Consider the following 24509-nt stretch of genomic DNA (forward strand, 5'->3'; position numbering starts at 1 on the left):
CGTACCTGGTGGGACGGCCTGACGCCGCAACAGCAGAAGGACCTCATGCGGGCCGACCCCGTGACCCTCGCCGACCTCCAAGGCCTGCCGCCCGAGGTCGGGCGCGAGATCCGCGGCCCCGACGGCAAGATCGACCGGGTCGAGATGGTGCGGTACGCACTCGACCACTGGGACAAGCTGGACGATCTCGACTTCAAGAACAACTGCGCCAACTTCACGTCGTCGGCCCTAGAGGCCGGAGGGATGCAGAAGAAGTTCGGGCTGGGCCCCCGCGGGGACAACACCTGGGGACGGGAGAGCGGCCTTCCTGGTGGCGACGTGTTCGCGGCTGTCCAGGCTCACGTTCTGGAACGAGCTGGCTGGCGAAAGACCTACATGGCTTCCTCCTGCACACCACGGCGAGCAGCGCATCCGCATCGTCCGGCCCCACCCGAATTGGTACTGATGGACACCTCCTCCTCCCCCGCGGTATCGCGCGCCGTGCAGGACCGCACGGTCACGTCCGGCATGGTGATCACGGCACTGCTCGTCCCGGTCGTGGCCATTCTCGGTGTGGTCACCTCGTTGCGCGTCGAAGACATCGACATGGACTGGGTGCACCGGCAGCAGGCGGCCTGCCGCCACATGCCCTTCCCGAAGGTCGAATACGTCCTCGCGTGGTCGGGACCGCTGCTCGGCCTGTCGGCCATGGCCGTCTGCGTACTGCTCGCCCGGTGGATCCGTCGGCGCTGCGGCATCCCGCTCTGGGACACCTGGCCTGGACTCTTGGCTTTCGTCTGCGCCATGCTCAACGTGCTGGCGATTCTGCTGGAACTGTTCATGCTGTGGACGACCTACAGCCCCGGCGAGTCGGGATCGGTCCTCGGTGACTGCGGTTAGCCGCCCGCACCGCGTGGCGCGCCAGACGCCAGACGCCGACCCCGGTGCCGCCACACCTGGCACAGTGACGGCGGCACTGCTGGTGCCGCTCCTGGTCGTAGCAGGCGTGGCCACTTCACTGCACACGCAGGAGATCCAATCCGAGTGGGCCGACCGGCAGGAGGAAGCCTGCCGGCACCTGCCCCTCCCGGTGACGGAGTACGCCGCACGGTGGGCCGGTTTGGCTCTCGGCGTGGCGGCGGTGGCGGTGTGCGTGCTGCTCGCGCGGTGGCTGCGCGGCCGGTACGGCCTCCGGCTCGGGGATACCTGGCCGGGACTGCTGGCCGGCACCACCGTGTGGTTCAGCGTGCTGGCGATCCCCCTGGAGCTGATCCAGCTGTACGCGGTGCACTCGGCCGCCGCGTCGGGAATCACCCTCGGCGACGGCTGCTAGGCACACCGGCGACCGACTGCTGGCGTTTTGACCGTTATCCCGCGCAGATGCCCGCTTGGGGGAATCTCAGCACGAGTCGCTGTAGCGGGCGGCGACCGCCGCGGCGCGGTCGCGCAGGGACGTCCGCAACGACTCCGGGGCCAGGGCTTCGACCTCCGTGCTGAGCTACCACAGCGCCCACTCGGCGTGTCGTAGGTCCTGGAACGTCGCTCCAGCCGCAGCCAGCCGTCCGCGTCGGGACGGCCGGCACGACCGCGCCCATGACCGGCCCCGCGCTGTGCTCAGGGGCACCGGCGCCTGCGTCAGCGGCACCCTGGCCGTCCCTGGGCAGGCCGGCACCGTGACCCGGGTCGAGGCACACGGCCCGTACGTGGAGGGCGGCTGCTTCGAGCCGCGCGGCGGCCACTGACCCGCACGGACTCCGAGGGGTCGACCGTGCACGCGGCCCGCCGGCGGGCCGGACTTCCCCGCCGCGGGCTCCCGGCGTCGCCGGCACCGGCCGTCCGCCCTCCCCGCAGAGTGAGCAGATGCTGGCAGCGGCACACCATGGATCGGAGGGGTAACCCTCTTGACCAGCGCCGGAGCAGCTGGGGTCACGTCTGCGGGTCGCCGCTCCTGCCAACCCCGGCGCGCTGGGGCCTCGTCCTGACGGCTCGCAGCAGCAGCCCGAGCAGGAACGCCTGGAACGTGTACGAGACCACGACGACGCAGACCGTCACGACGTCTCCCCCGGCCCAGGACCCGAGGGAATTGACCAGTGCGACCAGGACGAGGAGCGTGGGCAGCCCGAGCAGGCCGCCCAGCAACCCCCCGGCATAGCTGCCGTTCACTCCGAAGCCGAACACCAGGAGGAAGGCGGCCAGGCCGAGGTAGGACACCGACAGCCAGTTGCCGAAGGTCAGGCGCACGAACGTGCGCAGTCCAGCCCGCATGGTTCTCCGTGAGTAGCTTTCCGGTCGGCCAGCGTACCCGTACGCGCGGGGAGGCCGGCCCGCCTGGGGACACTCCGGCCCGGGCGGCGGGACGGTGATCCAGCCGCTGATCGGGCGCCAGACGACGACCAGGGCAGCCAGGCCGAGGTGAATGCCGCCGGTGGGGCACGAACTGCGGGAGGAAGGCCAGGAGGAACAGGACGGCCTTGGGGTTGAGCACGTCGACGAGGACGGCCTCGCGGTAGAGGCGGAGCAGCCGGCGCCGATCGGGACGGTGTTCGACCTGCTCGGCCTGCCGCAGGCGGCGAGGGAGTCCATCCGCGTTCCAGTGCCGTGTGCAGCAGGCCCAGGGGCGGGGCGTCGAGGTCGAACAGGGCGGTGTGGAAGCGACGCCGCGAGAAGGCGCCGCCCCAGCGGGCCGCGGCCTGCTCGCGCAGGTCGAGGATGGCGAGGTCGAACAGCCCGCGCTCGGCCTCGTGCCGGGCTGCGGGCCCGGACGGGGAGACGTCCCGGGTGAACCGGGCCGCCGCGTCGGGCAGGGTCATCGCTCCGGTGTGGAAGCCGATGGCGCAGGCGAAGCGGGTGACCCTGCGCAGCGCGTCCTGGGCCACCGCGACCGCGACGCGCGGGTCGCCGCCGCAGAAGCCCTGCTCCAGGGCCAGTTCCTCGCCGTAGTGGGTCCAGCCCTCGATGAAGGCGTCCGAGTGGAGCGTGCGGCGGACGTCGGTCGCGGCCCGGCGCAGTGCCCTGCCGTGGCCGGCGTGTCCGGGGGCCACCTCGTGGAGGGCCATGTTGGGCATCAGCGTACGGTTGAGGCCCGTCGACAGCCACGGGTCGCTCTGCGCCCGCGGCCACCCGGTGTCCGGGAGGGACACGCGGAAGCTCGTGCCGGGCGGGGGACGTGCTGGTCGTAGACGCGCTCGTCGTTCGCGCCCGGGGCCGGCTACTTCCGGCCGGCGCAGGGGTCGCAGCAGGAGGGGGCCGGTTCGACGCAGACGCTGACGGTGTCGGTGTTGTTGGTGGTGTCGGGGTCCTTCTCGTTGGCGGTGGCGGTGGCGGTGTTGCTGATCAGGCCGGCCTCGGTGGCCTTGGCCCGTAGCACGAGGGTGGAGGTCGCGCCGTCGGCCAGGCCGCCCACGGCCCAACGTCCGGTGGCCGGGTCGTACCTTCCGGGGCCGTCGGCGGACAGGAAGGCGAGGCCGTCGGGGAGCCGGTCGGTGACGGTGACGCCACTGGCATCGTTCGGGCCGGCGTTGCGGACGGCGATGCGGTAGGTCACCGTCTGGCCGACGGTGACGGTGGTCGCGTCGGCCGCCTTGGCCACGGTCAGGTCGGCGGCCGGCCTGACCTGCGTGACCTCCTCGTCGGACGTGACCGTCAACGGCTCCGGCGTCTCGCCGAGCCGGTTCTCGTACGAGGCGGTGGCGGTGTTGCTGATCTGCTTGCCGCCGCTGGCCCGGTCGACGCCGACGCGGTACTCCACCGTGGTCCCGGACGGCAGGGTCTCGGTGTTGGGCAGGCTGCCCCCCACCGTCGCGTCGGCGCCGTTGCCGAGGTGGAAGACGACCTTGTTCGCCTGGGCGTCGTAGTACGCCTGGTCGTCACCTCGGGCGTCGCTCTTCGCTCCGGCGCTCGGGCCGTCGACGATGCGCAGGGAACCGGGCAGGTACGTCGTGCCCTGCGGGATGACGTCGGTGAGGACGAGGTTCTCCGCCGGGCCGCCGCCCTCGTTCCTGGCGGTGATGCGGTAGGTGAGGACGTCGCCCACGTCCAGCGGGCCCGCCGGGACGGCGGTCTTGTCGAGCACCAGGTAGGGGGCGGTGCCGAAGAAGATGCCGTCCAGGAAGTTGCCGACGCTGCGGTTTCCGCCGGCGGCGGAGACGGAACGGAAGGCGAAGCGCGTCAGGGTCTGGCCCGCCGGGACGGTGTACGTGCCGGTGTAGTAACCCCAGGCGGTGTTGCCGTCGGTGAAGCGGCGCTGCTCCACCGCGGCACCGGGGGCGCCGATGTCCAGTGCCATGGTGTCGTCCCCCGCGCGGCCGCGGTGGTACAGCCGCCAGTACAGCTTCGTACCGGGCGTGGTCGGCAGGTCCTGGTAGAGCGTGGAGACCTCGTTCGCGTTGAGTTCGGCGAACTGGGCTCCGTCGGCTGCCGGAACCCCCTGGAAACCCGAGTGCCACAGCTCGATCCTGTGGTCGGTGGCAGTGGTGAGCCAGCCCGGGACCCGCTTGGACGCCTGTGTCTGGGAGGCGTCCGGCAGGATCTCCACACCGGCCACGACGGGCTGCTCGAAGCTGCCGTTGGCCAGGGCGACCCGGAGCGGAGCAGCAGGAGGGGTGGTCATGGTTCTTCCCTTCGCGTCGACGCTGTTGGAAGGCACCGCCGAACGGCCGCGTCGTCCGCGTGCCGTGGCGGAGCCGGAACAGGCCGCAAGGGCATCTCATTCGACTGCACACGTAAAGTGACGAAAGGAGGGGCTCGGCCAATCCCGCGCGGCAGGTTTGCGGCATCCGTCCCCGGGAGCACTCCCGCCACCCGTCACGCCGGACGGCGAGGGCGGAGCGCCCCCACCCCACTCGTCTCCCGGCCCTCTCCTGCACGCGCCGTCATGACCGAAAGCCCGCGTCAGGCTTCTCGGGCCCGTCCCACCTGAGGGTGAATCAACCACTGGCGATGTTGACGCTCTCCCGGGGCGCCCGGAGCGGCCCGTCCTGGCGTGACCCATGGCACCGGTCTTCTGTGAGCCCGTACCGGACTGCTGGAGCGTGCGCCGCGGCACCGGCGTGGCCGTGCGGCGAGGCGAGGGCGCGTACGCGAAGGAGCCCGTGGCCACGCTCTCCGCGCGGTTCGGGATGGCGGGGGCCCTCCTGTCCGGCCGGGCTACGGCGCGCGGGCGGTCAGCGGGTCGCGAAGCGGCCGCTGTACACGTCCGTCCGGTTCTGGGGTGCGCCGGAGTGGGTCGTGGTCAGCACCGCCCGTACTCCCTTGCCGTCTGCCGCCAGGCCCTGGTAGTCGCCGAGGAAGTAGCCCCCGGCGAACGGCGCCTGCAGCCAGTCGAAGATCCGCGAGATCCGTCGTTCGGTCCGATGCCGGTGCGCCGGGTCTCCGTGCGGCAGCGTGGCCAGCTGGTAGGCGGTGGGCAGGGTGGTGGTGTCGCCCGGCTTGAGGAAGCGCAGGTCGTAGTAGGTGAGCGCGACCGTGCCCCGCTCGTCCACCGCGATCGACGGGGAGAAGGCCGGTACGCCCTGCGGGCTGATCAGCTCTGGGCTCCCCCAGGTGCGTCCGCCGTCGGTGGAGCGGACGAGCTGGACGGAATCGAAGCGTCCGCCGGAGAAGTCCGAGCCTTCGTAGGCCATGTAGAGGGCGCCGGTGCTCGGGTCGACGGCCGGGCTGGGGAGGGTGGCCCCGGCGCGCAGCAGCTTGGTGGGGTCGTTCGGGTCGACCTCCGGTACGGAGGTGTCCCGGGCCACGGTGACGGGCGCGCTCCAGGTCTCGCCGGCGTCCGTCGAGGTGACCACCTCATAGTGGGCTTCGACGACGGTGCTCAGGTCGTCGGAGTAGGTGATCCGGTCGAAGAAGTCGTACAGGGTGCCGGTGCGCCGGTCGACGACGATCACGTGGCCGATGGTCTGCGTGTTCGGCACGGTGCTGGTGTCGACGAACGGGCGGGCCTCGCTCCAGGTGCGGCCGCCGTCGCGGGTGAGGGAGATGAAGCCCGGACCGTCGAGGGAGCTGGGGCCGGGCGGGTCGTTGTCGAGGCGGTTCCAGACCTGGTAGGCGGTGCCCTTGCGGATCGGGTCGGCGGTCAGCGAGGGCTTGTCGTTGAAGAACGGCTGCTCGTCGACGTGCGTGGTGGTGACGTTCTGCCAGGTTCGGCCGCCGTCGCGGGACGTGGCGGCCAGGAGGCCACTGCGGGTGCTCCTCGTGAAGTCGACGCCTTCGCCGCCCGCGTAGACGGTGCCGTCCGGTCCGGTGCTCACCCAGGGGTCGGTGGCCCGTTCGAAGTCCGCGCCGCCCGGGGCGCACAGGCTGAACGGCAGCGTGCTCCGGTGGAAGGTGCGGCCGTCCGTGGTCCAGCCGGCCACCAGGCCGCGGGCGCCGCCGTCGTTCCAGCGGTCCTGCTGGAACACGGTGACCACGCGCTTCGGGTCGTGCGGATCGACGGACAGGTACGACTCGACCTCGGTGCCCGGATAGACGACGCTGTCGGGGGACCGCGCGCCGATGGTGCAGTCCGCGTACGGGTCGCCGTGGGACACCTTGACCAGCGGCGCACCGTCGGTGCTCCTCCCCTCTGCCGCCGCGGGAGTCGCGGCGGTGACCGAGGTGAGCAGGAGCGTGGCGGTGGCGACAGCGGTCAAGGGCAGGAAGGCGCGCATGCGGGGTCTCCTCCGGGCCTTCGACGGCCGGACGGGGTACGGGACCGCCGTCATCGGGGCGGCGTGGGGCGCGGAGGCATACCGGAACGCGGGGGTGGGACAACGACTCCGCCTGATCCTTTTCGGCGTCATGGCCGGTGCCCTTGATGGGCCGGACGGCGGAGTCGCCCTGCCGGAGTCCGGGAGGGGGAGGTGCCGGGCAGGGCAGGCCTGCCGGCCTCCCCTGACAGAAAGGCCCCGTCCCCTCTTTCGAGGGGGCGGGGCCTTCTTTTGAGCGCTGGGCAGGCCTTGCACCTGCATCCCCCCACAGGAAGTGGGGTGCCTTTCCTTGGACCACCAACGCCAGTCCCACCGCCACTTGTCATGGCCGCGAGGTCGAGATCAATCATACGGCACGTGACGGGCAGTTCCGTCCATCGCCGGAGGTGACGGGGGTGAGGGAGGTGACGGCGGGCTGCGGCGTCGCCGATGACCTGGGAGGAGGGAAGGCGTCCGGCCCCGGAGGTTCCCGTGAGGTGCGCCGTCGACCGTGACGGCGAAGGTCAGCCCCCACGCCCTCCCCCGGCAGGTGCCGCGCGGTGGAACGAAGCGGGCGCTGCGCGCATCTAGCAGTGCGGCGGGGGCTCCGTAGGGGTATCGCCGCACGGTATCTGCACGGTGTGAGTGGCAAGGCGGGGCTGGGATGAAGGCGATGACGGTGGCGGGCGGTTCTCCCGACGACTCGGAGGTCGAGGCAACCACCACCGTGGGGGCGGACCCTGACGACACGTCCACGCGACCGGACACCGCCGGGGCCACCGAGGCCGAAGACGTCGCCGAGGCCGAAGACGCGCCTGCCGTCGCTTTGACCACGAATGACGACGCGGCCGAGGCCGAAACGGGTGCTGACGCCGATGCCGACGCAGACGGCTCGCTCCTCGCACGCGATGCCGACGCACTGGGCGATGAGCCCGAGCCTGCTCGCGAGACCGCCCAGCGGGAGGCCGCTGCCGAGGCCGACCAGGCCGGCGCTGTCCCGCCGCCCGCACCCAAGAAGGGTGTGACGACCGGCGACACCCTCATGGCGAAGGCCGAAGCCGAGGCCGGGGAGGAGGACGACGGCGACACCGAAGCGGGGGCCGACCAGGCTCGCACCGAGGCCGTGGACGTCGCCACCGGCGACAAGGAAACGGACTCGGGAACCGACGGCGAGGCCGACAGCGGGCCGACCGGCGACCAGTCCACGACCGAAGGTGCGGGGAAGGCGGACTCGAAGGCCGGGTCCACGCCCGCAGCAGACGACGAACCCGAGCCCGGTCCTCGGCCCGCCGCCGAGGAGGAAGACGCACCCGCCAGCCGTACCGAGGCCGAGGCCGAGGCGGACGCAGACGAGAAGGGCGTCGAGGAGAGCGAGGACACGGCAGACGGCACGCTGACGCTCACCAAGCCGACGCGTGGCAAGGCCAAGGCCGCGGCGCGCGCCGACGAGGCTCGCACCGAGGCCGGGGACGGGCCCGACGGTGGCGGCGAGGACACGCGCACCGTCGTGTTCCGTGCCCCCGATGCCGCCGTGACGGGCCGGAGGCCCAAGGCCGAGGCCGAGGCCGAGGCCGAGGCCGAGGCCGAGGCCGACGGTGCGTCGCCGAGCGATGGGGTCGAGGGGCGAAAAAGCCAAGGCGGTACCGGCAGCGGTGACAAGGCCGGGAGCGCCGGGCGGAAGGTGCCCGCGTGGGCTCGGGGGGAGGAGACCGACTCCGAGCGGACGAGCAAGATCACCGCACTCAAGCCGCTCGACCGGCCGGCGACCGTCGCACCGCAGCCGCCCCAGCCTCAGCACCCCCAGGCCCCCGCCCCCGCGGCCACGGTCACGGCCACGGCCACGGCGGTCAGGCCGCCGCTGGATCTGCTCGCCGAGCTCACCAACACGCCCGCCCCGCCGGAGACCCCCCGCCGGACCGCCCTGCGCCGCGTCAAGGTGTGGACGCCGATCCTGTTGGTCCTCGCCGGGGCGTACGCCGGCGCCCAGCTGCTGCGGCCGCTCCCCGCCCCCCGGCTCGTCGCCGCCGAGGCCAGCCGCACCGTCGACGGGCAGTTCTCCGTCCCCTGGCCCGCCAAGGGCCAAGGCGCGGTCCGCATCCCCGGTTCCGGCGAGATCGGCACGTTCGGCGAGCAGAAGCCCGTCCCCACGGCCAGCGTGGCCAAGGTGATGACGGCCTACGTGATCCTCAAGGACCACCCCCTGCGCAAGAACGAGCCCGGTCCCGAGATCACGGTCGACGCGAAGGCCGTGGCCGAGGGCACCTCCGAGAACGAGTCCCGGATCAAGGGGCTCACGGCCGGGTCGAAGTTCAGCCAGCAGGACATGCTCAAGATGCTGATGATCCCGTCGGGCAACAACGCCGCCCGGCTGCTGGCCCGCTGGGACAGCGGCAGCGACTCCGAGGCCGCGTTCGTGGAGAAGATGAACGCCGCCGCCAGGGATCTCGGGATGAAGGACACCACGTACACGGACCCCAGCGGCCTGGACGCCGGCACCGTCAGCACCGCCACCGACCAGTTGAAGCTGGCCGAGGCGGTCATGAAGGACGAGGTGTTCCGCACGATCGTCGCCATGCCCAGCGCACCCATCAAGGGGCTGGCCGAGCCGCTCGTCAACAACAACGAGCTGCTCAGCGTGCAGGGCCTCAGCGTCTACGGCATCAAGACCGGCTCCAGCACGCCGGCCGGCGGGGCGCTGATGTGGGCGGCGCGCAAGTCGGTCGGCGAAGACACCCCGCTGGTCCTCGGCACGCTGATGGAGCAGCGCGTGGACGGTTCGGACCCGAACGCGACCAAGAGCCTGGCCCTGGTGCTGGCAAAGAGCAGGAAGATCATCGAGGCGGTGCGGACGGCCCTGGCGTCCACCCCGCTCGTACGCAAGGGCGACACGGTCGGTTACGTGGACGACGGCTTCGGCGGCCGTACGCCGCTGGTGGCCGCCAAGGACCTGAACGTGATCGGCGTTCCTGGCCAGCGGTTCAAGCTCGCCCTCGGCGCAGGCACCTCCCCGCTGCCGCACGCGGCGAAGGCGGGCACGGAGGTCGGGACGTTGACGGCCGGTGAGGGCGAAGGGGCCAAGAGCGTGCCGGTGGCCGTCGGGAAGGCCCTGGTCGAGCCCTCCGTCGGCGCCCGGCTCACCCGCCTCGGGTGAGCCGGAGCGGGTGCCCCGGCCGGTGATGCGGGTCGCGGTTCCGCCGGGATGCCGCCCGGCGGACGCAGGCGCGAACGGCTGCCGTGTCAAGGCACGGGTTCTCGGGTCGTGACCGGGCCCCGGTGGCCGGGGCCCAATGGTGGTGCGGGCGACGGTGCCGACACCGGCCGGACGCCCGTTCGATCCCGACCCGCCCCCGCCCCGATCCAGGAAGGATCCGTCCGCCATGGCCAGCACCAGGAGCCGCCGCCTCGTACCGCTCGTGATCGTCACCGTTCTCGGCGCAGGAGGCGCCACCCTCACCACCACCGCAGCCACCGCAGCCACGGCCGCGCCCGTCAGCGCCGCCGGCATCACCACCGACACCGACCCGCCCTGGACCCGTTCCCTCCTCCGGGGCCTCGGCAAGATCGGCATCCTCAGCAAGGTCGGCACGAGCGCCGCCACCGGCGGCTACACCCAGCCGCCCGGCAGCAGCGGCAGCGACGGCGCCGCACGCGGCGGCGACACCGAACCGCCGGGCAGCAGTGATCCCGGGCCCGGCGACAACGTCGACTACGGCATCTGGACCGACCCCGGCACCAGCACCGGGCCCGTCCTCCACTGACCCAACAGCCCCCGCCAGGGGGCTCCTTCATGTGATCCGGGTCACGTGTTGTCACACCGGGAGGGGGCGCGGTGTCCTGTGGTCGACCTGGTGGAGACCGAGGAGGGCATCGTGAGTGAGCACACGGACGTGGTGGTCGTCGGTGGTGGGACCGGGGTGACGGCCGTGACGCGGGATGCCATGGCGCTGGTCGACGGGCGGGAGGTGGTCAGCGCGGTGACCGTCTGGACCGTCGGGTTCGGGGTTCCGGACCTGGCGGTGCGCAGCGGACTGCGCACCGACGCGGCGGGGCGGCTGCTCACGGACGAGACGCTGACCAGCGTGGACGACCAGCGCATCGTCGCCGCCGGGGACTCGGCGGCCCCGTCGGACCTGCCGTTCCGGATGCGCCTATGCGGCGTGATGCCTGGGCGCGCACGCCGCCGACACCGTGCTCCACCGCATCGCGGGCGAGCGTCCCGAGGCCGTCGACCTTTCGTCGCCCGCCATGTGCATGCGCGGGCGCGAGGCTCAAGGAACTCAGCTGTGTGCTGAGCGTCAAGCACCTGGCGAACGAGGCGCGCAGGCCCGGTACGCACCGCTGGCCCGGGGGCGACGGGCGCCGGCGGGTGTCGGACACGCCGGCCGTCGTGGACCGTGCGCTCCAGCCCCGCGACGCCACACCACACCACACCACACCACGCCACGCCACGCCACGCCACGCGAGAGAGGGAACGAGACGTTGAGCGCGAACCCCACGACCGACCCGGCCACGGATGCGTTCGTCGCGCACCGCAATCTGCTGTTCACCGTCGCCTACGAGATGCTCGGCTCGGCGGTCGACGCCGAGGACGTCCTGCAGGAGACCTGGCTGCACTGGGTCAAGGTCGACCTGGAGCACGTGCGTGACCAGCGCGCGTACCTCGTGCGGATCACGACCCGTCAGGCACTCAACCGGCTGCGGAGCATGAAGCGCAGCCGGGAGGCGTACGTCGGCCAGTGGCTGCCCGAGCCGCTGCTCACCACGCCCGACGTGGCCGAGGACGTGGAACTCGCCGAGAGCATGTCGATGGCGATGATGCTCGTCCTGGAGAGCCTTTCGCCGACCGAGCGAGCCGTCTTCGTGCTGCGGGAGGTCTTCGACGTCGGCTACGACGAGATCGCCGAGGCCGTCGGGAAGAGCACCCCGGCGGTCCGCCAGATCGCGCACCGGGCCCGCCGGCACGTCGACGCCCGCCGCCCCCGCAGGCCGGCCTCGCCGAGCGAGGCCCGGGCGGCCCTGGAGTCGTTCCAGCGCGCCCTGGAGAGCGGGAACCCGCAGGACCTGCTCGACGTGCTCGCACCCGAGGTCGTCCTGCTCAGCGACGGCGGCGGCATCAAGCGCGCCGCGCTCCGACCCGTCATCGGCGCCGAGAAGATCGTCCGCTTCTACCTCGGCGGCACCGCCAGGTTCGCAGCCGCGATCACCTGCGAGCCCACCGTGGTCAACGGCAGCCCGGCACTCGCCGTGCACCGGGACGGCGAGCTCGACGGTGTCATCGCCGTACGCGTCGAGGAGGGGCTCGTCAGCGGGCTCTACGTCGTCCGCAACCCCGAGAAGCTGACCCGCGTCACCGCCGAGACCCCGCTCAGCCTGCGTTGAGAACGCGGGGCCCGACGGCATGCGCCCACTGACACCGACACCGACACCGGTACCTGCACCTGCACCTGCACCTGCACCTGCACCGACACCACTGAGGGGGACCACACCATGGCGAGAGGCACGTTCCTCAAGACCGCGACCGCCCTGCAGACCCTGACCCTGTTCTGCCAAGCGACCTCGGCCGGGCTGCTGCTGTCCACCACGTACGGGGAAACGCTGCACGGCATCGGCGCCCGCGTGATGTACGCCGCCACGATGCTGTACGTGCTCGCCGCGATCCTCGCGTGGCGCCCGGGCGGCGGATCGCCCCGGCCCGTCCTGCACTCGACCGGCTTCCTCGTCCTCGCGTCGGTGCAGGTGGTGCTGGGGATCGCGCACGTGCCTGCGGTCCATGTGCCACTGGGCGTCCTGATGTTCGGGCTGAGCGTCCTGGCGTTCGCCCGCACGCCGGCCGCGGCCCGGGTGCGGAGCCGGGGCGGCTCCGGACGGCGGCCGCAGCCGGCTGCCCGCTGACCCGGCCGGCCTCGCGGCGGCACTCAGGGTGCGCGGAGCGGCGACCCGCGCTGTACGACGCCGTGTTCAGCCACGCCGTCGACCGGCCGTTCGCCACGCCGGAAACGCCGGCCCACCCCGCACCCTCTCCCCACCCCACGCATCGCGCCCCACCGGTGTCAACCGGCGGGGCGCGCTGCGTGGTGGAGGGCTGGCGCCGAATCGGCGCTTGGACGTGCCTGCCGGTTTGAAACAGCTTCGATTGAAGTACTATATATAAACCGGTTCAGGCGGAGTGGTTTGGAGTTGGCATGCGGAAGCTCGTGTACTACGTGGGTGTCAGCATCGATGGCTACATCGCCGGGCCGGGCGGAGAAGTCGACTTCTTCCCGACCGGGGACGAGGAGCAGACGGCCGCCTATGCCGACCGGGTCAATGCCCGCTATCCCGAGACCGTGCCGGGCCCCATGCGCGAGGCCCACGGTCTGGCGGGGGCGGCCAACGAGCGCTTCGACACCGTCCTCATGGGGCTCGGGAGCTATCGGCCCGCCCTGGAGGCGGGGATCGCCAGCCCTTACCCCCACCTGCGCCAGTACGTCGTGTCGAGCACGCTCGCTCCCGACGTCGACCCGGCGGTCACCGTGGTCGGCACGGACCCGCTGTCGCTGGTCCGCGACCTCAAGCAGGAGGACGGGCAGGACATCTGGCTCTGCGGGGGCGGGCGGCTGGCCGGCGCGCTGCTGCCGGAGGTCGACGAGCTGATCATCAAGAGCTATCCCGTGGTGGCGGGTGCCGGGGTCCCGGTGTTCACCGGGGGGTTCAGTCCCACGCCGTTCGCGGTGGCCGAGCGGGTGCTGTTCGCCAACGACGTCACGATGACGTGGTTCAACAGGCGATGACACCGAAAGACCGCGTGCGATCCACGTGCGTTCGACGTGGGATCTGGCGGGCGGTTCGGCTAGGGTGGCGGACGGAGGTGATCTCTGTGTCCACGGAGAACGAGCTGTTCAGCGCGGTGGATGCGCTGCTGGAACGGGTTTCCCAGGACCCCCTGCCCCCGCCGGCCGAGCGCAAGCGGCTCCGGGAGGCCGCGGGGCTGAGCCAGGACCAGATCGCGGCCGCCCTGCAGACCCGGCGCGAGACCGTGAGCGGCTGGGAGGCCGGCCGGACCGAGCCGCGCCCGCCGAAGCGTGCCGCGTACGCCAGGCTGCTGGAGGGACTGGCCGAGCGCTTCCCCCCGGCCGAGGCCGGTCCCGTGGCCGAGACCACCCCTGCCCCTGCCCCTGCCCCTGCCCCTGTGGTCGCGAGCGTCGTACCCGCGGCCCCGACGGCCGAGGAAGCGGCTCCTGCGGTCGCGTCCGCTCCCCCGGCGTCGCCTGCTCCCCCCGTGCCCACGGCCCCTTCGGCCCCCCGCAGCCCGGCCACTCCCCCGGCCACGGCCACGGCGGCGACCCAGGCGCCTGCAGGCCGTCAGGCGGCGCCTCCCCCGCCGCCGCGTGGCGGGCGGGAGGCGTCCGGGTCGCGCGCCACGGCCGATGCGCGGTACCCGCACGGGCCGCTCGCCGTCGTCGACGTCGACGCCGACCGGCGGGTCGTCGCGTACTGCGTGGGCGGGCTGCTGCTGGACGTGCCCGCCAAGACCCTTCCGGCCCTGGTCGAGTGGACGCTCGGCGAGGCCGGGCTCGGTGCCCCGCGGCTCAACGCGAACGGGCACGACGCCGATCCGGTCCTCGTGCTGACGGATGCCGCCGCCGAGCGGTTCGGGCTGCCGTCCCGACTGTCCGAGGAGGAGCGGCACACCGGGCGGCTGCCGGACGACCACAAGGTCGTCAAGCAGCTCGCGAAGGCGCAGTGGCAGCTGACGCGGCGCGGGCTCGGGCCGTGGGCGTGGATCTACCGGCCCGCGCAGGGCAGCAAGCGGTCCTGCGTCCAGTTGTGCATCCTGGGCTGGGACGCCCTCGACAGCCGCTCCTGGGGCCGTGCCGCGGGGCTGCCCCCGGCCCAACTCGCCCGGCTGCTCGGCGTGTACGCCACCCGGGTCATCACCCCGCGCGGGACCACCGCGGTCAACGGCCTGGAGCTGATGACCGCCCTGCACCCGCCGACCCGGGCCAGCCGGCCCGACGCCGACGGCTGCCGCCACCGCGAGTACAACCCCGGCTCGCTCGGCTCCCAGCCCGTGGACTGCGCCCCGCCGGAAGCCCCCGACGGGCACCCGCTCCTCGCGCACCTGCCGCGGTTCCACCAGCGCGGGCCCGCCGAGGTCCTGCTGGAGGAGGCGTACGACTGGGCCCGGCCGCTGACCGACGAGGAGTGCCTCAAGCCGTACGTGGTCGGCATCGACGTGAACATGGCCTTCGCCGCGGGCGCGAACGGCGCCGTCGTCGGCCTCGGCGCGCCCACCCACGTCACCCGGCCCGTCTTCGACGCGAAGGTGCCCGGGTGCTGGCTGGTCGACCTGTCCGGTGTCGAGCTCGACCCGCGGCTGCCGTCGCCGTTCACCCCGACCGGTGAGCGGCCCCAGGGGCCGGCCTGGTACGCCACCCCGACCGTCGCGTACGCGGTGGAGCTCGGCTACGACGTCCGTCCCGTCGAGGCCTACCTGCGCAGGGAGACCGGACGGTACCTGGACGCCTGGTACCAGCGGCTGCGCGACGCCTACGTCGCCACCATGGCCGACCTCGGCGTCACCACCGGTATGGAACCGCAGGCCTTCCTCGACGCGATGGCCCGGCACCGGGAGGTCGACCCCGACCTGGCGCTGGTCCTCTCCGCGATCAAGGCGACCGTGAAGGGCGGCATCGGCAAGCTCCGCGAACGGCCGCGGGGCGGCGGCTGGCGCCCCGGCCAGCCCTGGCCGGCGCTGCTGCGGCCGACCTGGCGCCCGGACATCCGCGCGGCCGTCATCTCCCGCACCCGGGTCAACATGCACCGCAAGATGCTCAAGCTCGCCGGCGCCACCGGCCGCTTCCCGGTCGCCGTGCTGTCCGACTGCGCCGTGTACGCCTCCGACGGGCCCAGCCCGCTCGACGTCCTCCCCCACGACGGCGGCAAACCCCTCAAGGGCGGCTTCCAACTGGGCGTCTCCCCGGGCATGGTCAAGCACGAGGGCACCCAGACCGTACTGTGGGCCGAAGGCGTCCGCGAGGAGTACGGGAACGACCTCAACCTGGCCCGGTACATCAAGGACGGCCAGATCACCGCCAAGGACAACGGAGAGTAGGTAGAGCCCGATGCCCACGGTCGGGGAAGGACTCGAGGAGGCGCTGCAGCGGGCGTTCACCCGCCCCATCCCCAAGAGCGCCGGTGCGCAGGTGCGCTACCTCGTCAGGCAGCACAAGGGCCGCACCAGGGACGTGGCCGAGTTGCTCGGCATCAGCCAGCGCACCGTCGAACGGTACGTGAAGGACCAGATCAGGCAGCCCCGCCCGGAACTCGCCGCCCGCATCGAGCGGGAGGTGCTGCGGCGGTGGCAGCCGCAGGTCCGGGCCAGGGCGAGGAAGGCCGCCGCCACCACCGGCGGGATCATGATCGACACGCGGGCCCGGTTCGGCTACACCGCCGCCCCCGGCACCACCGACGACGCCCGGCTGCGCCACCTCACCGTGGCGCTCCCGCCCGAGTTCGCCGGCCGCCTCTTCGACGCCCAGGAAGCCGGGGCGACCGAACAGCAGCTGCGTCAGATCGCCGCCGAGGGCCTCCAGGAGACCTACTTCAAGGACCACGGGCGCCGGGCCCAGGGCCTGCTGGTCGAGTACACCGACCTGGAGCACGTCGAGTTCGACCTGTAGGGCGCGGTCGGGGGACCTCCCCACCCCGGTCGAAGCGGCGGGCTGGCCTGTGCCGCCGCGGCTTCGTCCAGCAGGACGAAATCGGCGCCCGGCTGCGGCTCGGTCTGCGCCCGCAGCCCCCTCGGACGGTCATGCTCGGACCTCGGCCGGCCGTCGGGGCACTCCCCCGTAGCCGGTGCGCGTGCGGCAGCAGGGTGTGCGTCAGGTGCCCCCCGGGCGGGCTCGTGCGGGCCTCTGACCGCTCCGTGTGCCCCGCCGCAGGTGCCGCTCACTTCCAACCGACGGGAGTCGACGTGCAGGTCACCGATGCTTCCGACGAGGCGGACCGGGTGCCGGACCGGGACCCCGCGGCCCGGATGCGCACGGCCTCGCGTTCGGTCCCTGTGTCGTCTCCGGGAGCCCGGACCGCCCCCTCCCTCGGTACCCCCTCCCCCTCGGGCCGGGGGACTGAAGCCCGGTGAGCACCCTTCAGTCCCTGTCCCTTCGGTCACTACAGAAACCTGCAGGTCAGGGGCTCGGGCAGGGACTGAAAGGGACTGAAGGGACTGAAATCCCTAGTTATGAGCTGCCCACGCTACTGCAGTAATACCTACTGATTACATACGGGCGCGCATACACGCACGCACATAAAGGCTGGAAACAGGGATTCTCAGTCCCTTCAGTCCCTGCCCCCTCACCTTCAAGCCTCTGACCTGCACTTTTCTCCAGGGACTGAACGAGCAGGGACTGAACGCGAATCCGCCGGCTTCAGCCCCTGGAGCGGTAGCAGTCGTTCCGGATGCGCTCGGGGACCTTCGCCGGGCACAGGGACCGAAAGGGACCGAGGGACCGGGCCGCGGACGAGGGGAGGGACTCAGTGACCGAAGGACCGCGGAGAGCGGAACCGAGGGACTGAGGACTTCAGGAACCGGAGGGTCCGGGTCCTCCTAGCGAAGCGGAGAAGGACCTCGGTGGGCGCGGCAGGTCTGGCCCCCGGCCACGACACGCCCGGGCCGTGCTTGCGTCGGAGAAGGGGCCTGTCCGGACAAAACGGTTGGAAAATCTCAGGGACTGAGGGACTGAAGGGACTGAACTTTCGATATTGCGGAGATTGCATCCCGGGCTGCGGCAGTCTCTGGGGTAGTCTCCGGCATAGTGAATCTTCAGTCCCTCTGGTCCCTGAGGTGCAGGTCAGCCCGCACCCCCGGGAACCGGGCCGCGGGACCGGAGCAGCCGCCGCTAACAATGCGTCAAGGAAGAGCCAGTGCCCGTCCATTCCGATAACCTGCCACACAGTGAGGGTGGCAGGACGGCACGGGACGTGGCCGCCTGGCTGGCCCGGCGGGGCTACCCGGTGCATCCACTGGCGCCGGGGGCCAAGACGCCCGCCCCGAACTGCCCCGACTGCCGCGGTGCCCAGCACCCCCCGCAGGAATGCCCCTGCCACGCCCTGGGCCGCTGGTGCCACGGTTTCCACGCGGCCAGTACGGACGTCCGCACGGTGCTGCGCTGGTGGGACGCCGAACCGGACTTCGGGGTCGGGGTCTCCTGCGGGCCGGCACGGCTCGTGGTCATCGACGTCGACGCCCACCCCGCCCCGCTGCCCGACCGTCAGCGGCTGCTGCCCGGCATCCCCGTGGACGACCGGGTGGACCTGACCGGGCTGGAGAGCGGCTTCGACACGCTGGCCCTGCTGGCCGCGTACCGCTCGCGGCCCAACCCGTGCGAGGACGCCTCGACCCTGCGGGTCCGTACGCCCTCCGGAGGCATGCACGTCTGGTACCGGGCGCCGAAGGACGGTCCGCGCTTCCGGTCCTCCAGCGGATCGAGCCCCAAGGTCGCGCTCGCCTGGCAGGTCGACGTCCGATCGGTCGGGGGATACATCGTGGCCCCCGCGACGCGTACGGCAGCCGGTGTGTACGAGGCGCTGCCCGGAGCACGGCTGCCCGCGCCCCTGCCGCTCTGGCTGACGGCCGAACTCGCCCGCACCGGGCACCTGGTCGAGACCGCCCCCGAAAAGCCCTCAGACGGCCCCCTGGCGCCCCGTCAGGGGCTCCCGAGGGATATGGCCCGTCCAGGCCCTCGGCGGGCCGTACAGCGCGTCCTGGCCCCCCTCGTCGACGAGGTGCGCGCCTGCGGGGCCAGCCCCGCAGGAACGGCCTTCAGCGAGAAGCTCAACCGGGCGGCCTTCACCGCGGGCGGACTGGCCGCCGCGGGCCACTTCGACCCCGAGGAGTGCCGTCGGCTGCTCCTCGACGCCGCGGACCACGCACGACCCCATCAACCGCGCCGGAACCGCCTCATCGTCGAAACAGGTCTTCTCGCCGGAAGCCACCGACCCATCCACCCCAAGGAACGCCCATGAGCAGCGCCGGAAGCACGGGGTTCAACGCCCAGGCCGCGGCGGAACAGCTCGCCGCGTTCACGACGGAAGCGTCTGCCGACGCCTCTGCCGACACTCCTGCCGGTACCTCTGGCGGAGCCCCTGCCGATGCGTCGGCCGACCCGCCCGGAGCCGCCGCCAAGCGCGGCCGGCGCGGCGGCCGCCGTCTGCCCGCCCAGCAGACCGCGGCCCCGGCCGCGTCGACCGCGGGCGACTTCGTCTCCGCCGGCCTGCTGCGCAACCTCACCGACCGCGGCAACGCCAAGCTGTTCGCACACCTCCACCACGACCGGTTCCGCCACGTCGAGGGGCTCGGCTGGTACGTGTGGGACGAGTACCGGTGGAAGCGCACCGGCGGCGAGAAGGCCGCGATCTGGGCCGCCGGCGAGATGGCCGAGGAACTGCCCGGCCACGACCCGCGCGGCGTCTTCACCGACCGGGAACTCGCCCAGCACCGCAAGCGGGCCATGTCCACGTCGGGCGTGAAGGCCATGCTCGCCCAGGCCAAGGCCTCCCCCGAACTCGCCCTGGACCCGGACTCCCTCGACGGCGACAAGTACGCCCTGTGCACCCCGTCGGGCGTGGTGGACCTGCGCACCGGCGACCTGCACAAGCCCGACCCCACCCGGGACCTGCACTCGCGCGCCACCCACCTGGCCCCCGAGGCCATGCCGACGCCCCGGTTCCACGACTTCCTGCACCAGACCTTCGGCGACGACGACAAGGGCAAGGAGATGATCAACTTCCTCCATCTCCTGCTCGGCTACTCCATCACCGGCGACGTCGGCGGCCAGGTCCTGCCCTTCCTGTACGGCGTCGGCGCCAACGGCAAGTCGGCCCTCCTCGACGTCGTCATCAAGATCCTCGGCGACTACGCGGACGTCGCCCCGCCCGGTTTCCTCATGGAACGCGGCAAGTTCAACGAGCACTCCACCGAGCTGACGGAGCTCCACGGCCGTCGCCTGTTCGTGTGCAGCGAGCTCAAGCCGCACGACAAGTTCGACGAGGCCCGCGTCAAGCTGCTCACCGGCGGTGACCGCCTCAAGGCCCGTCGCATGCGGCAGGACTTCTTCAGCTTCGAACCCACGCACAAGCTGTGGCTGTTGGGCAACCACCGCCCGGAGGTCGGCACCGGCGGCCACGCCTTCTGGCGGCGCATCCGGCTGATCCCCTTCGAGCGGGTCGTCCCCGACCACCGCAAGATCGACAACCTGGCGGAGGCGCTCGTCCAGGAGGAGGGCCCGGGCATCCTCCACTGGATGATCCAGGGCGCCAAGGGCTACCTCGCGACCAAGCCGGCCCTGACCGGGCCCAGCGTCGTCCGTACGGCCACCCAGGCGTACGCCACGACCGAGGACCACATCGGGCGGTTCCTCGCGGAATGCTGCACCACCGGAGCCGACCTGCCCGATGCCCGCGATCTGAAAGTGGAGCAGGGAGCCCTCTACCGGGCCTACAGTGCATGGTGCCTCGACGGAGAGGGCCTGCGCCCCGCCACCACCCGCGCGTTCGCCACACGTATCCGCGCCGAGGTCGGCGTCGCCTCACCCAGTGAGATGCTCCGCTCGAACGGACAGAAGTTCTACCCCGGTCTCGCCCTCCTGGTCGAGGAGGAGTAGACACCGCACGACGCAAACCGGGCAAACGCGACGTGATCGGCCGACGTGTGCCACCTCACACGGGTGGGCACGCCTACGATGGACAAGGAAGATGAACAGACCCACCAGCCGACGGCGGCCTGCAGGGCCCTGCCGCATATCGGCATCGGCATCGGCGCCGCTCGCGGCGTGGAGGAACCGGGGGCCCGGAAGGGCCGACGTGAACGAGGAAGGATCCAGGCCATGAGCTCGCTACTGACGGCAAGCGATCTCGCCCACGAGGACAAAGTGGTGTGGCTGGAGGACCCCGAGGAACTCGATTACGTGCGCCAGGCCCTGGACAAGACCCCGCGGCGCCGGGGGAAACCCCGCTACCACCGCGACGGGCGCATGATCGGCTTCACCGAGCTCGGCGACACGGCGGAAGCGGACCCGGACAGCGGCCTGCAGAAGCGGCGCGTCTTCTACCTCCTGCCGCACGACCGGGACGCGGAGCCCGAGGGACTGTACAAGGAAGGCGCGCCCGGCGAGGCCGTCGACCCGCGCACGATCGCGCCGCGACAGGTCGGCAAGAAGACCGTTCGCTCGCAGCGCGGACTGTCCGCGCCGACAGTTGCCTGATTCGGTCCCTTCGGTCCCTTCGGTCCCTTGGGACCCTTCCGGTTCCGGTTCGGACCCTGCCCGGTGTGCTCTTTCAGTCCCTGTGCACTCCCCCGGCCCTTGCTGGCCACTTCGGCCTGTGAGGCGGGTGGTTGGCTGCCGTTCCGCTTCTGGGGCCGTGCCGGGCTGCCCGGATGGAGTGGCCGGAAACCGTCTGAAGGTAATGGCGGATTCGAGTCCCTTCAGTCCCTCCGGTCTCTCTTGAGTCCCTGTCGAAGCCTGGTCGAGTCCCCGTTGAGCGCTTCTTGAGTGCTCCTTGAGTCCCTCTTGAGTCCCTGCGGGCTCCCCTGAGTCCCTCTCTGAGTCCCTCCGGGACCGTAGGGTCGCCATTAACGCCGTTAACGCCCCCGTGGGAAACGCACGTGGGGGCGTTAACGGCGTTAATGCCGTCAGCGCCCCCGGCGTGGGTGGTGCCACTCCCCCGACTCAGATGCGGGTGATCAGGAGTTCCGTCACCGCCTTGAGGTCGTCCGGGGTGAGGTGCGCGGTCAGGGCGTCCGCGATCGTTTCCGGGGAGTCCGTGGCGATCGTGATGCGGGGCGTGGCGGGCGGAGCGGTTGCGGGAGCCGTGGGTGCGGGCGTCGCGAGTGCGGGTGTCGGCGTCGGAGCCGGCGCCGGGGTGGGGGCCGGGGTCGCGGGGGCCGGAGACGACACCGGCGCCGGTGACGGGGTCGTGCGCTGGCGGGGCGGCGCGGGGGTGTTGATGGACTCCGAGGCCGCGGCCTCCTGCTGCTCCTGCGGGAGACGGCCGATGCGGCGGGCCGGCTCCACCTTCAGCTCCCCCGTGTCCACCTTCTCCTGGAGGGCCGGGGTCAGGTTCAGCAGGGTCAGCCGCTGGGAGACCCAGGCCGGGGTCTTGCCGAGCCGCTTGGCGACCTGGGCCTGGGAGCCGTGCACGTCCACCAGCTCCTGGAGGGCGCGGGCCTGGTCCATCGGAGCCACGTCGACGCGGTGCACGTTCGCGATGAGTGCCGACTCCAGGATGTCCGCGGCCGACGCGGCGAGGGAGTCGTTCACGTGGATGTGCAGGGTGCGCAGACCCGCCAGGTGGGCTGCGGCCAGGCGGCGGTTGCCGTCGATCACCACGTACGGGGCGCGGCCCAGGCCCTCCGTCTGCCCCGGATGCGCCTCCATGAACGCCATGCGGGTGGCGACCGCGAGGGGCTGGAGCTGACCGCGGGAGGCGAGGGACTGGGCGAGCTCGTCGAGCTCGGTCAGGTCCTCGCGGAGGTTGAACGGGTTGTGGGCGAGGGCCTCGATGGGCACCTCGGACGGCGGGAGCACGCCCGAGGTGGGGGCCCCGGTGGCCTCCGCGATGGCTGCCCGGCGGGAGCTGACGCTGACGGGCTGGGCGCGCGCGAACGACGCCGAGACTCCGAGCTTGTCGGCCTTGCTGCTCATGAGATCTCCCGGGCCAGGGCGCGCAGGGCAACGGCCTGGTCACCCTTGGGGGCGTAGACGAAGAGGGGTTGCTTCATGCGTACTGCCTCGCGCTGTTCCTTGAGGTCCGGTACGACGGCGACGACACGCGGATCCTTTATGTCCATCCACGCCTGGAGGGAGGAGGTCGCGATGAAGCCGCGCCGGCCGTCGTACAGGTTCACGACGAGGCCGAGGTAGTCGATGTCGAGGCTGAGGTCGTCGCGGAGGTCGTTGATCTGGGAGGTGAGCAGGTCGTACGCGTCGGCAGAGGAGTCCTCGGCCTGGACCACGATCAGCGCGCCGGACGCGCCCTGCTGCTCGGTCTCGCGGCGCCGGCCGTAGTAGATGGCGGCGTCCATGCTCAGGCCCAGGCTCGGCGGGCAGTCGATGAGGATGACGTCGTAGTCGGATTCGACGGGCGAGAGGGCGCGTTCGAGGGCGGCCTCGCGGGCGCGGACCGTGGAGAGGCGGACGTCGAGGAGGAAGGCGTCCGTGCAGGCGGGAAGGAGGTGCAGCCGGTCGCCGAAGCGTTCGTGCTCGATGGAGACGACCAGGTCGGCGAGCGGGCCCTTGGCCTCTCCGGCCATGTGGCAGGTGAGGCTGTCGCCGCCGATGGGGAGTGGGTGGTGGCCGAGCTGCTTGGTGAGGTGTCCCTGGGGGTCGAAGTCGACCAGCAGGACGCGCATGCCGAGACCCGGGAGGTCTTCCAGGTCCAGGGGCGTGGCGGCGGTGTCGGGGTGGAGGGGGGCGGGCGCCTCTTCGGGTGAGGAACGGCGGGCCATTTGGCGGGCCACGCGGACGGGGTGCAGGCTGTCCGGGTCCTCGGCCAGCGCCTCGCCGGTGCCGGCGGTGATGGCGGTCTTGCCGACGCCGCCCTTCTGGTTGCACACGACGATGCGGCGTACGACGGAGGGGCGCTTGACGGTGGGGGCCGGGTTCATCTCCAGCCAGAGGCGGACGGCTTGGGCCAGCCCCTGGATGAGGGAGACACCGCGGTCCTTGGCGTCGGTGCGGAAGGACTCCCACTGGCCGGCGGGCAGCCAGGTCGAGAACGACTCGGCGCCCGAGGTGTCGACGGGGGAGGGGGCGGACGCGAGAGCGCTCCAGTGGGCGATGCCCTGGTGGACGGCGTCCTGGATGTCCACCCGGAGTTGGGCGGTGCGGATTTTCAACTCCTGGCGGAGCCACGGGGGCAGCTTGGAGACGACCTTCTCGCGGTCGCTCTGGGAGGAAGGCGAAGTCATGAGAGGGACTTTACTAACGTTCCGGGGTTGATGTGGGCGCCACGCTTGGGTTTTGCTAACGGATTGGGGTGTGGAGGCGCCTGGAGCGACCGGTGGCGGTGGGGTGCCGGGTCAGTCGGCGGTGGCGGGAGCCGCTGCGGGGGCCCCTGCGGCTAAACCGAGTTCGGTGCGGCACGCGGGCGATCCGGCCGGATCGAAGTGCGCTATGCGGTGCGCGGGCACGATTCCCGGGAGCAGGAGGTTCCACAAGTCGATGACCCGGCTGTGCAGGTCCTCGCGGGCGGTGCGGACGTGTGAGGTGACCTGGATTCCGGTGAAGGAGCCGACCAGGAACGTCGAGAGGTTCGGGACGCTCAGCGAGGGAAGTATGTCACCGGCCTGCTGGGCGGGCGTCAGGTAGGCCCGGAGGGTGTCGATCCACACGTCGTACGGGGACGCGTCCGGGTCCGTGAACGAGCCGAACTCGATGATCAGGCGGATGCCGGCTCGGATGCGGGGGTTGGTGAGCAGCCCGTGCGTCATCCGGTGCGTCAGGTCGATGACCGTCTGAAGTCCGCCGCCGACACCCGACCCGACGGTGGCGGAGATGCCCTCGGCGACCCGGAACTGCTCCTCGATCAGGGTGCGGGCGAGGGCTTCCTTGGACGGGAAGTGGAAGTACAGGGCGCCCTTGGTGACCCCGGCGTTGCGGACCACGTCGCCGAGGCTGGTGCCCCCGAAGCCGTGGCGGTCGAAGGCGATGGCCGCGCCGTCGAGGATCGCCTGCCGGGTGATCTCGGCGCGTTCCTGTCGGGGCCTGGCCACGTGGGTCTCTCCTGCGGGTGGGTGGCCGAGCGGCTGGGTGGGGTCGCTGCGGCGTGACGGGTGACAGGGTCAATGTAGTGGCGTGATGAGGGGCTGTGGGCGGGTTTGGCGTTAAC

20 protein-coding genes and 2 pseudogenes are annotated in these 24509 nt (G+C 71.9%); 14 read left to right on the forward strand and 8 right to left on the reverse strand.

Going from position 1 to position 24509, the window contains the following annotated elements; all coding sequences use genetic code 11:
* The first annotated feature begins 45 nt into the window (after positions 1-45).
* A complete protein-coding gene (locus ACSHWO_RS35550) occupies positions 46-879 on the forward strand; it encodes an amidase domain-containing protein (protein WP_438319456.1) in 834 nt (277 codons plus the stop codon).
* A 64-nt stretch (positions 880-943) separates the two neighbouring features.
* Positions 944-1312 carry a hypothetical protein gene (locus ACSHWO_RS35555; protein ID WP_438319457.1) on the forward strand — a complete coding sequence of 123 codons (369 nt, stop codon included), beginning with the start codon at positions 944-946 and terminating at the stop codon, positions 1310-1312.
* A gap of 66 nt (positions 1313-1378) precedes the next feature.
* On the opposite strand, the pseudogene ACSHWO_RS35560 reads toward ACSHWO_RS35555, so the two are convergent.
* Positions 1379-1563, reverse strand: a pseudogene (locus tag ACSHWO_RS35560) (WYL domain-containing protein); the annotation flags it as partial.
* 26 nt (positions 1564-1589) lie between these two features.
* Between ACSHWO_RS35560 and ACSHWO_RS35565 the strand changes: the two are divergent.
* The gene (locus ACSHWO_RS35565; RefSeq protein ID WP_438319458.1) at positions 1590-1721 is read left to right on the forward strand and encodes a hypothetical protein; all 132 of its coding nucleotides are present in this window, start codon (positions 1590-1592) and stop codon (positions 1719-1721) included.
* 184 nt (positions 1722-1905) lie between these two features.
* Here ACSHWO_RS35565 and ACSHWO_RS35570 read toward each other — a convergent pair whose 3' ends face one another.
* The 4 genes from ACSHWO_RS35570 to ACSHWO_RS35585 form a co-directional block, all read right to left on the reverse strand.
* Positions 1906-2244: an SCO4225 family membrane protein gene (locus ACSHWO_RS35570; protein ID WP_438319459.1), complete on the reverse strand. Its 339-nt coding sequence runs from the start codon at positions 2242-2244 to the stop codon at positions 1906-1908.
* Positions 2211-3119 (reverse strand): DUF885 family protein, encoded by a 909-nt coding sequence (locus ACSHWO_RS35575; RefSeq protein WP_438319460.1) that lies wholly within the window; start codon positions 3117-3119, stop codon positions 2211-2213. Before ACSHWO_RS35575 ends, ACSHWO_RS35570 begins: the two co-directional genes overlap by 34 nt.
* Before the next feature lie 68 nt (positions 3120-3187).
* Positions 3188-4588, reverse strand: coding sequence for a DUF7507 domain-containing protein (locus ACSHWO_RS35580; protein ID WP_438319461.1), 1401 nt, complete (start codon positions 4586-4588; stop codon positions 3188-3190).
* Between the two features lie 553 nt (positions 4589-5141).
* Positions 5142-6623, reverse strand: a complete 1482-nt coding sequence (locus ACSHWO_RS35585; protein WP_438319462.1) for a sialidase family protein — start codon at positions 6621-6623, stop codon at positions 5142-5144.
* 682 nt (positions 6624-7305) lie between these two features.
* Here ACSHWO_RS35585 and ACSHWO_RS35590 point away from each other — a divergent pair.
* From ACSHWO_RS35590 to ACSHWO_RS35640, 11 genes and pseudogenes are all read left to right on the forward strand, one after another.
* Positions 7306-9792, forward strand: coding sequence for a D-alanyl-D-alanine carboxypeptidase family protein (locus ACSHWO_RS35590; protein ID WP_438319463.1), 2487 nt, complete (start codon positions 7306-7308; stop codon positions 9790-9792).
* 226 nt (positions 9793-10018) lie between these two features.
* On the forward strand, positions 10019-10399 hold the full coding sequence (locus ACSHWO_RS35595; RefSeq protein WP_438319464.1) for a hypothetical protein: 381 nt from the start codon (positions 10019-10021) through the stop codon (positions 10397-10399).
* Between the two features lie 132 nt (positions 10400-10531).
* A pseudogene (locus tag ACSHWO_RS35600) lies at positions 10532-11124 on the forward strand (hypothetical protein); the annotation flags it as partial.
* Positions 11121-12020, forward strand: a complete 900-nt coding sequence (locus tag ACSHWO_RS35605; protein WP_438319465.1) for an RNA polymerase sigma-70 factor — start codon at positions 11121-11123, stop codon at positions 12018-12020. The pseudogene ACSHWO_RS35600 and the gene ACSHWO_RS35605, both read left to right, overlap by 4 nt.
* Positions 12021-12128: 108 nt before the next feature.
* Positions 12129-12533: a hypothetical protein gene (locus ACSHWO_RS35610; RefSeq protein WP_361101061.1), complete on the forward strand. Its 405-nt coding sequence runs from the start codon at positions 12129-12131 to the stop codon at positions 12531-12533.
* A gap of 290 nt (positions 12534-12823) precedes the next feature.
* Complete coding sequence (locus tag ACSHWO_RS35615; protein ID WP_438319466.1) at positions 12824-13411, forward strand: dihydrofolate reductase family protein; 588 nt, start codon at positions 12824-12826, stop codon at positions 13409-13411.
* A gap of 86 nt (positions 13412-13497) precedes the next feature.
* On the forward strand, positions 13498-15735 hold the full coding sequence (gene tap, locus ACSHWO_RS35620) for a telomere-associated protein Tap (protein ID WP_438319468.1): 2238 nt from the start codon (positions 13498-13500) through the stop codon (positions 15733-15735).
* A gap of 10 nt (positions 15736-15745) precedes the next feature.
* Positions 15746-16303, forward strand: coding sequence for a telomere-protecting terminal protein Tpg (gene tpg, locus ACSHWO_RS35625; RefSeq protein WP_361101052.1), 558 nt, complete (start codon positions 15746-15748; stop codon positions 16301-16303).
* A 1300-nt stretch (positions 16304-17603) separates the two neighbouring features.
* Positions 17604-18647: a bifunctional DNA primase/polymerase gene (locus ACSHWO_RS35630; RefSeq protein ID WP_438319469.1), complete on the forward strand. Its 1044-nt coding sequence runs from the start codon at positions 17604-17606 to the stop codon at positions 18645-18647.
* Positions 18644-20284: a DNA primase family protein gene (locus ACSHWO_RS35635; RefSeq protein ID WP_361101046.1), complete on the forward strand. Its 1641-nt coding sequence runs from the start codon at positions 18644-18646 to the stop codon at positions 20282-20284. Before ACSHWO_RS35630 ends, ACSHWO_RS35635 begins: the two co-directional genes overlap by 4 nt.
* A 222-nt stretch (positions 20285-20506) precedes the next feature.
* The gene (locus ACSHWO_RS35640) at positions 20507-20884 is read left to right on the forward strand and encodes a DUF6009 family protein (RefSeq protein ID WP_361101043.1); all 378 of its coding nucleotides are present in this window, start codon (positions 20507-20509) and stop codon (positions 20882-20884) included.
* A gap of 465 nt (positions 20885-21349) precedes the next feature.
* On the opposite strand, the gene ACSHWO_RS35645 is transcribed toward ACSHWO_RS35640, so the two are convergent.
* The 3 genes from ACSHWO_RS35645 to ACSHWO_RS35655 form a co-directional block, all read right to left on the reverse strand.
* On the reverse strand, positions 21350-22324 hold the full coding sequence (locus ACSHWO_RS35645; protein ID WP_438319470.1) for a ParB/RepB/Spo0J family partition protein: 975 nt from the start codon (positions 22322-22324) through the stop codon (positions 21350-21352).
* Positions 22321-23589, reverse strand: coding sequence for a ParA family protein (locus ACSHWO_RS35650; RefSeq protein WP_438319471.1), 1269 nt, complete (start codon positions 23587-23589; stop codon positions 22321-22323). The genes ACSHWO_RS35645 and ACSHWO_RS35650 overlap by 4 nt, the downstream gene beginning before the upstream one ends.
* A gap of 111 nt (positions 23590-23700) precedes the next feature.
* Positions 23701-24393 (reverse strand): ScbR family autoregulator-binding transcription factor, encoded by a 693-nt coding sequence (locus tag ACSHWO_RS35655; RefSeq protein ID WP_438319472.1) that lies wholly within the window; start codon positions 24391-24393, stop codon positions 23701-23703.
* Positions 24394-24509 lie beyond the last annotated feature (116 nt).

The sequence above is a fragment of the Streptomyces pallidus (ex Mingjun et al. 2026) genome (assembly GCF_051550185.1).
GTDB lineage: Bacteria > Actinomycetota > Actinomycetes > Streptomycetales > Streptomycetaceae > Streptomyces.